The sequence below is a fragment of the Rhizobium sp. TRM96647 genome, assembly GCF_025780115.1.
GTDB lineage: Bacteria > Pseudomonadota > Alphaproteobacteria > Rhizobiales > Rhizobiaceae > Mycoplana.
The window spans coordinates 436617-450057 of sequence record NZ_JAOXHF010000002.1 but is presented as its reverse complement, the minus strand read 5'-3'; the positions used below and the strand labels follow the sequence as shown (position 1 = coordinate 450057).

General features: G+C 65.4%; 14 protein-coding genes. 6 read left to right on the top strand and 8 right to left on the bottom strand.

The window, feature by feature from the left end:
• The first annotated feature begins 4 nt into the window (after positions 1–4).
• Positions 5–1657: a choline dehydrogenase gene (gene betA / locus OCK02_RS05105; RefSeq protein WP_263811859.1), complete on the top strand. Its 1653-nt coding sequence runs from the start codon at positions 5–7 to the stop codon at positions 1655–1657.
• 21 nt (positions 1658–1678) lie between these two features.
• On the opposite strand, the gene OCK02_RS05100 is transcribed toward betA, so the two are convergent.
• From OCK02_RS05100 to OCK02_RS05065, 8 genes are all read right to left on the bottom strand, one after another.
• Complete coding sequence (locus OCK02_RS05100; RefSeq protein ID WP_263811858.1) at positions 1679–1975, bottom strand: type II toxin-antitoxin system RelE/ParE family toxin; 297 nt, start codon at positions 1973–1975, stop codon at positions 1679–1681.
• Positions 1972–2259, bottom strand: a complete 288-nt coding sequence (locus OCK02_RS05095; protein ID WP_263811857.1) for a YlcI/YnfO family protein — start codon at positions 2257–2259, stop codon at positions 1972–1974. The genes OCK02_RS05100 and OCK02_RS05095 overlap by 4 nt, the downstream gene beginning before the upstream one ends.
• A gap of 65 nt (positions 2260–2324) precedes the next feature.
• Positions 2325–2807: a DUF6644 family protein gene (locus tag OCK02_RS05090; RefSeq protein WP_263811856.1), complete on the bottom strand. Its 483-nt coding sequence runs from the start codon at positions 2805–2807 to the stop codon at positions 2325–2327.
• Between the two features lie 9 nt (positions 2808–2816).
• The gene (locus OCK02_RS05085) at positions 2817–3200 is read right to left on the bottom strand and encodes a DUF6152 family protein (RefSeq protein WP_263811855.1); all 384 of its coding nucleotides are present in this window, start codon (positions 3198–3200) and stop codon (positions 2817–2819) included.
• Positions 3201–3377: 177 nt separating this feature from the next.
• The gene (locus tag OCK02_RS05080) at positions 3378–4409 is read right to left on the bottom strand and encodes a sulfate/molybdate ABC transporter ATP-binding protein (RefSeq protein WP_230803018.1); all 1032 of its coding nucleotides are present in this window, start codon (positions 4407–4409) and stop codon (positions 3378–3380) included.
• Positions 4410–4425: 16 nt separating this feature from the next.
• Positions 4426–5280 (bottom strand): sulfate ABC transporter permease subunit CysW, encoded by an 855-nt coding sequence (gene cysW / locus OCK02_RS05075; protein ID WP_263811854.1) that lies wholly within the window; start codon positions 5278–5280, stop codon positions 4426–4428.
• Positions 5270–6130 (bottom strand): sulfate ABC transporter permease subunit CysT, encoded by an 861-nt coding sequence (gene cysT / locus OCK02_RS05070; RefSeq protein WP_230803016.1) that lies wholly within the window; start codon positions 6128–6130, stop codon positions 5270–5272. Before cysT ends, cysW begins: the two co-directional genes overlap by 11 nt.
• Before the next feature lie 23 nt (positions 6131–6153).
• Positions 6154–7173, bottom strand: coding sequence for a sulfate ABC transporter substrate-binding protein (locus tag OCK02_RS05065; protein WP_263811853.1), 1020 nt, complete (start codon positions 7171–7173; stop codon positions 6154–6156).
• Between the two features lie 547 nt (positions 7174–7720).
• On the opposite strand from OCK02_RS05065, the gene OCK02_RS05060 reads away from it, so the two are divergent.
• The 5 genes from OCK02_RS05060 (at position 7721) to OCK02_RS05040 (ending at position 13429) form a co-directional block, all read left to right on the top strand.
• Complete coding sequence (locus OCK02_RS05060) at positions 7721–8470, top strand: phosphoadenylyl-sulfate reductase (RefSeq protein WP_230803014.1); 750 nt, start codon at positions 7721–7723, stop codon at positions 8468–8470.
• 43 nt (positions 8471–8513) lie between these two features.
• A complete protein-coding gene (gene cysD, locus OCK02_RS05055) occupies positions 8514–9467 on the top strand; it encodes a sulfate adenylyltransferase subunit CysD (RefSeq protein WP_230803013.1) in 954 nt (317 codons plus the stop codon).
• Between the two features lies 1 nt (position 9468).
• The gene (gene cysN / locus OCK02_RS05050) at positions 9469–10947 is read left to right on the top strand and encodes a sulfate adenylyltransferase subunit CysN (protein WP_263811852.1); all 1479 of its coding nucleotides are present in this window, start codon (positions 9469–9471) and stop codon (positions 10945–10947) included.
• 260 nt (positions 10948–11207) lie between these two features.
• Entirely contained in the window at positions 11208–12215 is a 1008-nt protein-coding gene (locus OCK02_RS05045; RefSeq protein ID WP_263811851.1) for a D-alanyl-D-alanine carboxypeptidase family protein, read from the top strand.
• Between the two features lie 179 nt (positions 12216–12394).
• Positions 12395–13429, top strand: coding sequence for a hypothetical protein (locus OCK02_RS05040; protein ID WP_263811850.1), 1035 nt, complete (start codon positions 12395–12397; stop codon positions 13427–13429).
• The last annotated feature ends 12 nt before the right edge of the window (positions 13430–13441 follow it).

Sequence of the window (13441 nt, the reverse complement as noted above, 5' to 3'; positions counted from 1 at the left end):
GACCATGCAGCAGGCAGACTTCATCATCATCGGCTCCGGTTCGGCCGGTTCCGCCCTCGCCTACCGCCTCTCCGAGGACGGCAAGCATAGCGTCATGGTGCTGGAATATGGCGGTTCCGACATCGGGCCGTTCATCCAGATGCCGGCAGCGCTTGCCTGGCCGATGAGCATGAAGCGCTACAACTGGGGCTATCTGTCCGAACCGGAGCCGAACCTGAACAATCGCAGGATCACCGCACCGCGCGGCAAGGTGATCGGCGGGTCGTCGTCGATCAACGGACTGGTCTATGTGCGCGGCCATGCGGAGGACTTCAACCGCTGGGAAGCGCTCGGCGCGCGCGGCTGGGCCTATGCCGACGTGCTGCCCTACTACAAGCGGATGGAACACAGCCATGGCGGCGAAGAGGGCTGGCGCGGCACCGACGGGCCGCTGCATGTCCGGCGCGGGCCGGTGAGGAACCCGCTGTTCCGCGCCTTCGTCGAGGCCGGCAAGGAGGCCGGCTTCGAGCTCACCGACGACTATAACGGCTCCAAGCAGGAAGGCTTCGGGCTGATGGAGCAGACCGTCTGGCAGGGACGGCGCTGGTCGGCGGCGAATGCCTATCTCAGGCCGGCGATGAAGCGACCGAACGTCGAACTGGTGCGCTGCTTTGCCCGGAAGATCGTGATCGAGAACGGCCGGGCCGTCGGCGTGGAGATCGAGCGCGGCGGCAGGATCGAGGTGGTGCGGGCAAACCGCGAGGTGATCGTCTCTGCCTCCTCGTTCAACTCGCCGAAGCTGCTGATGCTGTCGGGCATCGGCCCGGCGCAGCACCTGAAGGACATGGGCATCGAGGTGAAGGTCGACCGGCCGGGCGTCGGCGCCAACCTGCAGGACCACATGGAGTTCTATTTCCAGCAGGTCTCGACCAAGCCGGTGTCGCTTTATTCCTGGCTGCCCTGGTTCTGGCAGGGGGTGGCGGGCGCGCAATGGCTTCTGTCCAAGGGCGGGCTCGGCGCCTCCAACCAGTTCGAGGCCTGCGCCTTCCTGCGCTCGGCCCCGGGCGTCAGGCAGCCGGATATCCAGTACCACTTCCTGCCCGTCGCCATCTCCTATGACGGCAAGGCGGCGGCGAAGAGCCACGGCTTCCAGGTGCATGTCGGCTACAACCTGTCGAAGTCGCGCGGCAACGTGACCTTGCGGTCGGCTGATCCGATGGCCGATCCCGTCATCCGCTTCAACTACATGAGCCATCCGGAGGACTGGGAGAAGTTCCGCCACTGCGTGCGGCTGACGCGCGAAATCTTCGGCCAGAAGGCCTTCGATCCCTATCGCGGCCCGGAGATCCAGCCGGGCGAGAGCGTCCAGAGCGACGAAGAGATCGATACCTTCCTGCGCGAGCACCTGGAGAGCGCCTATCACCCCTGCGGCACCTGCCGGATGGGCGACAGGAACGACCCGCTCGCCGTGGTCGACCCGGAGACGAAGGTGATCGGTGTCGAGGCCCTGCGGGTGGCGGACTCGTCGATCTTCCCGCATGTGACCTACGGCAACCTCAACGGCCCCTCGATCATGACCGGCGAGAAGGCTGCCGATCACATCCTCGGCAAGCAGCCCCTGCCCCGCTCCAACCAGGAGCCGTGGATCAATCCGCGCTGGGAGACGAGCGACAGGTAAGGCAAGGGATGGCGAGGGCGATCAGTGGTAGTCGTCCTCGCGCTGGTGGCGGACGGCGGCGATCGTCACCGTCCTGGCGTCTTCGATCCTGAAGAGGACGACGTAACCCGAAGACCCGAAGGGTACCAGGAGCTCGCGCAGCAGCGGATCGCCTTGCGCCTTGCGGCAACTGAACGGGAATTCGGTAAGCATTGCGAGGGCGGACTGGATTGCCGAGGAAGCCCTCTCGGCGAGAGCGACGTCATAGGCGATCAGGAAGTCATACAGTCTGTCGAAATCCTCCAAGGCTTCTTCGGTATAGCGAAGCCGGTACTTCATTTCCGCTTCGCGGCCTTCGCCGCTTCAAGCTTCCTCCTCATCATCGAAAGGACATCGTCGGTCGTGTAATACACGCCTGTCCGCTCGGCCTCGGCCAGCGAGGCCAGCCCGCGGGCGATGAACTCCGCCTGCGTCTTGCGGTACTCGACCTGCCGCCGCAGCGAGCTCTCCACGAAGGAGGACAGCGTCTCGCCCTCCTTCAGCACGCTCTCGGCGGCCGCGCGCAGCTCGGGTTCGACGCGCAGCGATGGAATGGTGGCGGTCTTCGCGGACCCGGTCGGCATGGCGGCACCTCTTGCGTTGCAATTGCGATGCAGTATGGCCGAGGGCGGGGTTGCGATCAAGCCGGTCAGAGAAAGCCGATCCAGCGGCCGGCGACGACGGCGGCAATCCAGACAAGGAGCGAGGCGGTGGCGCCGAGGCGGAGCATGGGGCCCGGCGCGCCGCCTTCCAGCACGGTCTTCCAGCCAGAGCCGAGATGGACGGCTGCGACGTTGACGAGACCGAGCGCGATCAGGCCGAGCTTGGCGAGGAAGGCGGGGTTGGCCGCGTATTCGGCCGGCCGGACCGAGAACAGGCAGAGGCCGGTCGCGATGGCGAGCGCGAGGCCGGTGGCGGCGATCCGCGACAGGTAGGGCGCCACGGCCGCAAGCGGGACCGGCCGCGCCAGCCCGAGCAGCCGCAGGTCCAGCGCCAGGATCGCCCCGAACAGCATGCCGATCGACAGGATGTGCGCCGCGTTGACGAAGAGGTACAGCGTCGCCGATCCCTTCAGGGCCGTCGCGAGTGCGGATCCCGCGATCCAGCCCGGGAGCCAGTCCAGCGCCTGCATGCGCGCCGCCTAGTTCGTCCGGATCCGGTCGGGATAGATGTCGAAGACCTTGCCGTTGACGGTGATACGAACGGCCTTCATCCGCTTCTCGCCCTGGTCGAGCGAACGGTTGCCGAGCACGACGACCTCGTCGCCCGGCTTGGCCGAGCCCTCGACGAAGCCCGCCCGCTGCGTCTGGCGCGGATTGCCAAGCTCGATCTTCCACAGACCGTCGCTCGTCGTCTCCACCTCCAGCGAAGGATGCGGCGGGGCGATGGTGACCGTGCGGATCGTGCCGGTCAGTTCGGTCTGCTCTTCCTCGGCCCAGCCCCACCCGTGATGGGCGAGCGCTGCGGTGGCGGCGAAGACGACGGCGGCGGCGCCCGCCGTGAACACGGCGTTCCTCAGGTGCATGGCGCGTTCCTTTCCTTCCGATGGCTGGGACCATAGGTAGCGTACCTCCACTGGAAGGCGAACGGGATCACCATTGCTTGATCGGTTGCCCCCGGGCACGTGAACGGTGCCGGCCGGGGACTGACGGCGGAGGCGGAAGTCCTTGCGGGCCGCCGCCTCCGGCGGCCGGCAAGGCCGTCAGTAGAACAGCTTCCAGCGGGTCGGGCGGAAGGACAGGATCGAACCGTTCGAGGCGGCCGCTTCCAGCGGCACCTCGATCTCGACGTGACAGGGCTCCTGGGAAGAGCCGAGTTCGATCTCGGCGATGCGGGTGCCGGCGAGGCGGCGGCTGGAGGTGACAGGTCCGGTCATGCCCGGCCCCTCCTCGATCAGCGCGACGTCCTGCGGGCGGAAGAACAGGCGCGCCTCGCCGTCGCGCTGCGCCGTCAGCCCGGTCGGGGCGCCATGGAAATGCACCACGCCGCCCTCGACCCTGACCGGCAGGTTGGCGCTTTCGCCGATGAAGGAAAAGACGAAGGGCGAATTCGGGCGGTCGTAGACGTCGTCCGACGAGCCGACCTGCTCGATCTTGCCCTGGCTCATGACGACGACGCGGTCGGCGAGTTCCAGCGCTTCTTCCTGGTCGTGGGTGACGAAGACGGTGGTGTGACCAGTGCGGTCGTGGAACTCGCGCAGCCAGCGGCGCAGTTCCTTGCGCACCTTGGCATCGAGCGCGCCGAACGGCTCGTCGAGGAGGAGCACCTTCGGCTCGATCGCCATGGCGCGGGCGAGCGCCACGCGCTGGCGCTGGCCGCCGGAGAGCTGGTTGGGGAAGCGCTTCTCCAGGCCGGTCAGCTGCACCATATCGAGCAGCTCCAGCGCGCGGCGGCGGATCTCGGCCTTGGGCGGGCGCTGCCCCTTGGGGCGGACCTTGAGGCCGAAGGCAACGTTGTCGAGCACGCTCATGTGGCGGAACAGGGCATAGTGCTGGAACACGAAGCCGACGTTCCGTTCCTGCACCGACCGGTAGGAGGCGTCCTCGTTGCCGAAGAAGATGCGGCCCTGGGTCGGCTGTTCGAGGCCGGCGATCAGGCGCAAAAGCGTCGTCTTGCCCGACCCGGAGGGGCCGAGCAAGGCGATCAGTTCGCCCGATTCGATCTTCAGCGAGACGTCGTGCAGAGCGGGGTAGAGGTCGAATTCCTTGCGGATCTTTTCAACGCGAATTTCCATGTGCGATCTGTTCTTCTCAGTGTTTCTGGCCGGCCGACAGTTCGGAACCGTAGCGGGTTTCAAGGACTGTGCGAAGCACGAGCGTCAGCAGCGCCAGGAGCGCCAGAAGCGATGCGACGGCGAAGGCGCCGACCACGTTGTAGTCGTTGTAGAGGATCTCGACATGCAGCGGCATGGTGTTTGTCAGGCCGCGGATATGGCCAGAAACGACCGAGACGGCCCCGAATTCGCCCATGGCGCGGGCGTTGCAGAGCAGCACGCCGTAGAGAAGCGCCCATTTGACGTTCGGCAGGGTGACGTACCAGAAGGTCTGCCAGCCGTTGGCGCCGAGCGAGATCGCCGCCTCCTCGTCGCCGGTGCCCTGGTCCTGCATCAGCGGGATCAGTTCGCGGGCGACGAAGGGAAAGGTGACGAAGATCGTCGCCAGCACGATGCCGGGCACGGCGAAGACGATCTGCATGCCATACGACTTCAGGATCGGCCCCAGGAAGGAATTGGCGCCGAACAGCAGCACGTAGACCAGGCCGGAGATGACCGGGGAAACCGAGAACGGCAGGTCGATCAGCGTGATCAGGAACGACTTTCCGCGAAACTCGAACTTGGCGATCGCCCAGGAAGCGGCGAGGCCGAAGAGAAGGTTTGCGGGAACGGCGATGGCGGCGACCAGCAGCGTCAGCCTGATCGCCTTCACGGCGTCTGGCTCCTGCAGGGCCAGAATATATTCCTCCCAGCCCTTGCTGAAGGCCTCGGTGAAGACGATCACCAGCGGCGTGAGGACGAAGAGAGAGAGGAAGGCGAGAACGGCTGCGATCAGCATCCAGCGGACGGGCGCGCTTTCGGTGATCGGGTTCTTGAAGCGCTCATTGCTCATAGCCGAACCTCCGCCTGCTCCAGGCCTGGATGAAATTGATGAGGAACAGCATCAGAAACGAGATGATCAGCATGACGGTCGCGATCACCGTCGCCGCGCCATAGTCGAACTCCTCCAGCCGGATGACGATCAGAAGCGGCGCGATCTCCGAGACGAAGGGAATGTTGCCGGCGATGAAGATGACGGAGCCGTATTCGCCGATGCCGCGGGCGAGTGCCAGCGCGAAGCCGGTGAGGATCGCCGGTGTCAGGCCGGGCAGGATGACGCGGAAGATCGTCTGGAAGCGGCTGGCGCCGAGCGAGGCCGCGGCTTCCTCCACCTCCTGGCTGATCTCCTGCATGACTGGCTGCACCGTGCGCACGACGAAGGGCAGGCCGATCGCGATCAGCGCCACGACGATGCCGAGCGGCGAATAGGCCACCTTGATGCCGAGCGGTGCGAGCAGGCTGCCGATCAGGCCGTTCGGCGCATAGATCGCCGTCAGCGCGATGCCGGCGACGGCGGTCGGGATCGCGAACGGCAGGTCGACGACCGCGTCGACGATGCGGCGGCCGGGGAAATTGTAGCGCACCAGTACCCAGGCGGCGACGACGCCGAAGACGACGTTGACGACGGCGGCGATCAGCGCGGTCGAAAACGAGATCCTGAGTGCCGCCAGCGTGCGGGGATCGAGGACGAGGCGGAGAAAATCGGTCCACCCGAGAGAAGCCGAACGCCAGGCGAGAGCGGCCAGCGGAATGAGGATGATGAGCGTCAGGTAGGCCAGAGTAAACCCGAGCGTCAGTCCGAATCCCGGAATGACGCTCGGGTTTTTCCAGTGCCACCGCGCAGCGCTGCGGGCGGATGTCATGTGTTAATCGGTTCCCCTCGGTCTCAGTTGCCGGGCTTGTAGACCTGGTCGAAGATGCCGCCGTCACCGAAGAATTCGGGCTGCGCCTTCTTCCATCCGCCGAAGGCCTCGATCGTCACGAGTTCCAGCTTCGGAAACTTCTCCAGCAGCGCCGGATCGACGATGGACGGATCCGACGGGCGGTAGAAGTTCTTGGCCGCGAGATTCTGGCCGTCCTTGCTATAAAGATACTCGAGATAGGCGTTGGCAAGCTTTTCCGTGCCCTTGGCCTCGGCATTGCCCTTGACCACGGCCACCGGCGGCTCGGCGTAGACGGAGATCGACGGGGCGACAATCTCGAATTCCTCAGGGCCGAGTTCCTCGAGCGCCAGCCAGGCCTCGTTCTCCCAGGCCAGCAGCACGTCGCCGATGCCGCGCTCGACGAAGGTGGTGGTGGAGCCGCGCGCGCCGGTGTCGAGAACCGGAACGTGCTTGAACAGCGTGGTGACGTATTCGGTCACCTTGGCCTTGTCGCCGCCGAATTCCTTCTCGGCCCAGGCCCAGGCGGCAAGGAAGTTCCAGCGCGCGCCGCCGGACGTCTTCGGGTTCGGCGTGATCACCTGGATGTCGTCCTTGATCAGGTCGCCCCAGTCCTTGATGCCCTTCGGATTGCCCTTGCGGACGAGGAAGACGATCGTCGACGAATAGGGCGTCGACTTGTTCGGAAGCAGCGTGCGCCAGTTTTCCGGGATCTTCTTGGAGTGCTCGGCAATGGCGTCGATGTCGGCCTCGAGCGCCAGCGTCACGACGTCGGCCTCCAGACCGTCGATGACGGAGCGGGCCTGCTTGCCGGAACCGCCATGCGACTGCTGGATCGAGACGTCTTCGCCGGTCTCGGCCTTCCAGTGGGCGATGAAGGCGGTGTTGTACTGCTTGTAGAGTTCACGGGTCGGATCGTAGGACACATTCAGCAGTGTCGTTTGCGCCCAGGCGGCGGTGAGGCTGCCGGCAGCCAGGCCGAGGCCCAGGACGACTGCGCTCAAGCGTTTGGAAATTATGGACATTTTCCACTCCCTCTTCGGTTTGTGAACAAACTCTATCTAGTCAGTAGAGTAAGTCAACATTGAAGGCGGACTTCGCAAAAGTGGTTCCCTGCGGCGCTTCGGACTGCAAAATCGTTCCCGTGGCCGGGGGGCCCGGCGACATGCTTCTGCCGCAAAAACGCCGCGACGCGAAACGCGACCGGCACCGAATTGGCCGGGCAGAAGCGGGTTTTCCACCGCCTCCCGGCCCGCAGAACGCGCATTGCCGCGGCACGGACCCCGCCACCTTAGGCCAGAAACCACGCCTGCGGAAGCCGCCGCATCGGGCGGCCATGGTCCCGTGACGATCCGATCGCCGCCCGGAAGCTGGCCCGGCGGCACTCCTGCGAGGCCTTGGGGAAGCCCCTCCGCCGAAGGGACGGCCGCGACTGCGGGGCGGCAGGATTTCTGTCATCGGCGCGAGATAGAGAGATATTTGCTCTAAGCCAGAACGAATGGAAATCCGTTTTTCTGTCCGCCCCGGAGCCCGCCTGCGATAATCCGGCCAACTTTGGACAGGGTCTTTTCCATGACTGCAATGACGGAACACAGCGCCGCCAGGACGCTCAACGAACAACTGGCCGAACTCGACCTCGCCGGGCGGCTCGCGCTCGTCGCAGGCCTCGGCGGCCGCACCGTCTTCACCACCAGCCTCGGCATCGAGGACCAGGTGATCACCGCCGAGATCGGCCTGAACCGCCTGCCGATCGACGTCGCCACGCTCGAGACCGGCCGCCTCTTCAAGGAGACGTCGGATCTGATCGGCGAGACCGAGGAGCGCTTCGGCATCGAGATCACCCGCTTCCACCCGCAGAAGGACGACCTGGACGCCTACATCGCCCAGTACGGCCTGAACGGCTTCTATGAAAGCGTCGAAGCCAGGCACGCCTGTTGTGGCGCGCGCAAGCTGAAGCCGCTTGCGCGTGCGCTCGAAGGGGCATCCTTCTGGATCACCGGCCTGCGCCGCGGCCAGTCCGGCAACCGGGCGGAGACGCCCTTTGCCGAGTACGACGCCGAGCGCAACCTGATCAAGGTGAACCCCCTTGCCGACTGGGACCTCGACACGATCAAGGCCTACGTCGCCGACAACGCCGTGCCGGTGAACCCCCTGCATGCGCGCGGCTATCCCTCGATCGGCTGCGAGCCGTGCACCCGTGCCATCAAGCCGGGCGAGCCCGAGCGCGCCGGCCGCTGGTGGTGGGAAAACGACGAGAAGCGCGAATGCGGTCTCCACGTTCCCGAAGCCGCCATCCCTTCGCTCAATTCCAGTTCGCTCTAAGGCCCCTTCCCCGGCCGAACAGATTTCCGGAGACCGTCAGAGAATGTCCGATATCCGCAACGAGGCGGAAGCCAAGGGTGCCGCCGCATCCAAGCCGCCGCTCGATCCCCATCTCAAGGCGCTCGAAAACGAGGCCATCCACATCTTCCGCGAGGTTGCCGCCGAGTTCGAACGGCCGGTGATGCTCTATTCGATCGGCAAGGATTCGTCGGTCCTTCTGCATCTCGCCCGCAAGGCCTTCCATCCCGGCCGCGTCCCCTTCCCGCTGCTGCACGTCAACACGGGCTGGAAGTTCGCCGAGATGATCGCCTTCCGCGACGAGATCGTGAAGCGCTACGACCTCGACCTGATCGAGCACGTCAACCCGCGCGGCGCTGCCGAGAACGTCACGCCGTTCACCCACGGCTCGGCCCGTTACACCGACATCATGAAGACCGAGGCGCTGCGCCAGGCGCTCGACGCCGGCAAATACGACGCGGCCTTCGGCGGCGCGCGGCGCGACGAGGAGGCCTCGCGCGCCAAGGAGCGCATCTATTCGTTCCGCACCCCCGACCACCGCTGGGACCCGCGCAACCAGCGCCCGGAACTGTGGAACATCTATAACGGCATGATCAACCGCGGCGAGAGCGTGCGCGCCTTCCCGCTGTCGAACTGGACCGAGGTCGACATCTGGCGCTACATCCAGGCCGAGAACATCCCGATCGTGCCGCTCTACTTCGCCGAAAAGCGCCCCTTCGTGGAGCGCGACGGCATGATGATCCTCGCCGAGGACCCGCGGCTGGAGCTTCTGCCCGGCGAAACGAAGCAGGAGGGCGTCATCCGCTTCCGCACGCTCGGCTGCTTCCCGCTGACGGGCGCGATCCGCTCGACTGCGACGACGCTCGACGACATCATCACCGAGCTGGAAACCGCAACCGTCTCCGAACGCCAGGGCCGCGCGATCGACCGCGACCAGTCCGGCTCCATGGAAAAGAAGAAGCGCGAAGGGTATTTCTGAAATGACCGCATCGGCAACTGCAACCGTCAGCGCCTTCCCGGCCGTCGAGACCGAGCGCGTCACGCGCGATTCGCGCCCGCTGCGGCTCATCACCTGCGGCAGCGTGGATGACGGCAAGTCGACGCTGATCGGCCGCCTGCTCTGGGATACCAAGGCGGTCAAGGAAGACCAGGCCGCCACGCTCGCGCGCGATTCCTCCGGCAAGCAGAACGATCTCGGCCTGCCCGATTTCGCGCTTCTGCTCGACGGCCTGCAGGCCGAGCGCGAACAGGGCATCACCATTGACGTCGCCTACCGCTATTTCTCGACCGACCGGCGCTCCTTCATCGTCGCCGACACGCCCGGCCACGAGCAGTATACCCGCAACATGGCGACCGGAGCCTCGACCGCCGATCTCGCCGTGCTGCTCGTCGATGCCCGCACCGGCATCCTGGAGCAGACGCGCCGGCACGCTACGATCGCGACGCTGATGGGCATCCGCCAGTTCGTGCTCGCCGTCAACAAGATCGACCTGACCGGCTACGACCGCGCCCGCTTCGAGGAGATCAGCCACGAATTCAGGGAATTGGCGCTGTCGCTCGGCGTCAAGCAGATCACCGCGATCCCGGTCTCGGCGCTGAAGGGCGAGAACGTCGTCTATGACGGCCGCGCCTCCATGCCGTGGTACGAGGGTCCGACGCTGGTCGAGACGCTGGAGAAGGCAACCGCCCGCTCCAACCAGACGGTCGGCTTCCGCCTGCCCGTCCAGCGCGTCTCGCGCCCGGGCGAAAGCTTCCGCGGCTACCAGGGCACGGTTGCCGGCGGCGCGGTCAAGCCCGGCGACAGCGTCGTCGTCGTTCCCTCCGGCATGGTCGCCAACGTCAAGCAGATCGTCACCTTCGACCTCGTGCGCAATGCCGCGGTCGGCGGCGACGCCATCACCCTCGTCCTCGACCGGCAGGTCGACGTCTCGCGCGGCGACATGATCGTCTCGATCGACAGCCAGCCGATGACCGGCCGCAGCTTCGATGCCCAGATCGTCGCCCTGCAGCCGGAAGGCATCGAGCCGGGCAAGCGCTACTGGCTGAAGAGCGGCAGCCGCCGCCAGCGCGTCAGCGTCGCGCCGGCAAGCCAGCTCGACCTGAAGAACGGCCACTGGACCGCGACCGACAGGCTTGCGATGAACGCCATCGGCAAGGTGGCGCTGTCCTTCGACGAGCAGGCGATCTTCGACACCTACGAGCAGAACCGCACGACCGGCGCCTTCATCCTGATCGATCCCGACACGCACAACACCGTCGCCGGCGGGATGATCACCGGCCGGCATTCCGAGCTAGGCGGCATCCACAAGGACGACGAGCGGGTGATCCTGTCGCTGCCGGCCGATCTCGCCGACAGACTGATGGCGACCGAGATCTTCGCCAATCGCCGCCACGACGCGGACGTGCGCCACACCAGCGCCGGCCGCGCCGCCGAGATCCTCGCCGACCTCGACGAGTAGGCGGACGTTCCGGAACGCTTTGGCCGGGCCGCAGGTGCGGCCCCTCGCCTGAAGATCGACAAGAAACCGCCTGCAGCGCCGACGTTGCAGGCGGCATTTCTTTGGCCGGACCACCGGGCAGGCTTCATCCTGCGAACGCGCCTCGCGTGCAGCAAGTGCTTGTGCTCGCATCAAGCATCGTGGCATTAGGACGTCTTCCTTCCGGAGACCGAGACATGATGAAAACCCGCATGGCCGGACGAGCGTTAAAAGGGCTTGTATTGACCGCATCCCTCCTTGCGTGGATGCCGGCAAATGCGACGCCCGTGCTCGTCGTGGACGCCGACAGCCGCCAGGTGCTCCATCAGGAGGATGCCGACGTGCAGTGGTATCCGGCCTCGACGGCCAAGCTGATGACGGCTCTCGTGGTGTTCGAGGCCCTTCGATCCGGCGAGGTGAGCCTGACGACGCCGGTCACCATGTCGCGCAATGCGATGAAACAGGCGTTTCTGGAGTCGGGCCTGACCGTCGGTCGCGCGATGACGCTCGAAGATGCGCTCTACGCCCTGATCACCGCTTCGGCGAACGACGTCGCGGTCGCGCTTGCGGAGGCGGTGTCCACCGACGAGGCGTCCTTCGTCCGGCGCATGAACGACACGGCAGCGCGCCTCCGTCTTACCGGCACCCATTTCGCCAATCCGAACGGCCTGTTCGACCGGAACACCTATTCGACGGCACGCGATCTGGCGATCCTCGGACTGGAGGTGGACCGGACGTTTCCCGAATACCGGCGCTTCTTCCTGGCCTCGGCCGTCACGATCGACGGCAAGGAAATCAAGTCCAACAACCTGCTTCTGACCCGCTTCAGCGGCACCATCGGGATGAAGACCGGATTCCTGTGCGCCTCCGGACGAAACTTCGTCGGGCTTGCCACGCGCAACGGAAAGCGCGTCATGGTGGTCATCCTGGGCGCGACCACGGAACGCGAACGCAACGAACGCTCCGCGCAATATCTGACGCAGGCCTTCGAAGGCCGCCTGTCTTCCGCTGCCGGACCCGTGGACAAGCTGCGAAACCGCACCGACGTCGCCCCGCAGGACATGCGCATCCGCCTCTGCACCGACAAGAGCGCGGCCTACGAGGCGAGCCGGGACGCCCTCTACCCGATGGGCCTTCCGGGCCATGAAACCTATCTGCGCGATCAGATCCCCGCACAGGTGCACGCGATCAGGACCTGGGCCGACGACAAGGCCGCGGACGTTCCGCTCCCCAAGCCACGTCCGTCCTGACCGCTGCAGCCTCTTTTTCGTCCCCTCATACCACTTCACGTTGCGCGACCCTTGAACTCTACCTGCCAGATGTGGCAGAGGCGTAGTGTGGGAGCCTTCTGGTTTCCCTGCATATTGAAGTGGTGCCGCTGACCGAGGGAGGCACCTGACGGGGACCGGGACGCTAGGGAAGGTCGGGAATGGAACTTGTTCTTCACATCGGGGGAGCCAAGACCGGCACATCCTCGATCCAGAAAGCTCTGCATCTGAACCGCAAGCACCTGCTGGACAACGGCATCCTATACCCGCGCTGCCTTGGTTTCGACCGGCACTCCCTGCTGGCGATACCCTATTCGAACGGCCGCGTTCCCAGGGAGTTCTGGCAGAAGCTGGGCAGGGGGGACAAGGCGCTGGCAAAGGCGCGCAAGGCCTGGCGCGATTTCGGCCGACAGGTTGAAAAGCACAAGCCCCGCAAGATCATCCTTTCGGGAGAGCAATTGCTCAACACCCGCGACCACGAGGGATTTCGACAGGCGATCTTGGACGCGGCCGGGACGCCAAAGACCACCGTCGTATGCTATCTGAGGAATCCGTACGATCTCTACCCTTCCTTGCTGCAACAGGCGATCAAGGCTTCGCACCGGCTGCCCCAGACCGTCTATGTGCCGTATTCACCGAGGATCGAAGCCTTCGCGCCCTTCGGCGAAGTCGTGCTCCGCGAATTTGACCGCGACCTCCTGGCGGAAGGAGATGCGGTGACGGACTTCGTGCGTTCCTATGTCGGCGTGGAGCTCGACGACGTTCCCAGTTCCACCAATATCGGACTTTCGCCCGAGGGCACGGCGATCCTGCAGGCGTTCCGGAAGGACTTCTTTCCGGAGGTGAACAACGTCTCCAACCGGGAAACCAAAGACTTCATCAAGGCCATCAGGAAGGCGGAAGCGGACCTCGGCGGCAAGAACTACTTCGGCAAGCCGAAGCTGAAGCCGGGCGTTCGTGCGGCAATCGCCGCTGCGGCCGCGCCCGACATCGCCATGTTGAAGGATGCCTTCGGATTTCAGTTTTCCAGGAACGATCGTCTGCACGCCGGGGAGATCCGGCCCTTCAAGTACCATGGCGCCTTGCGGGTACAGGACGTCCTCGAAATCGACCAGGATCGCCTGCAGATGCTCTATCGCCGAATCCTGCTCGACATCATGCGTCCGCCGAGCGAGGCCGGACAGGCGGATACTTAGGCTCGCGAGACC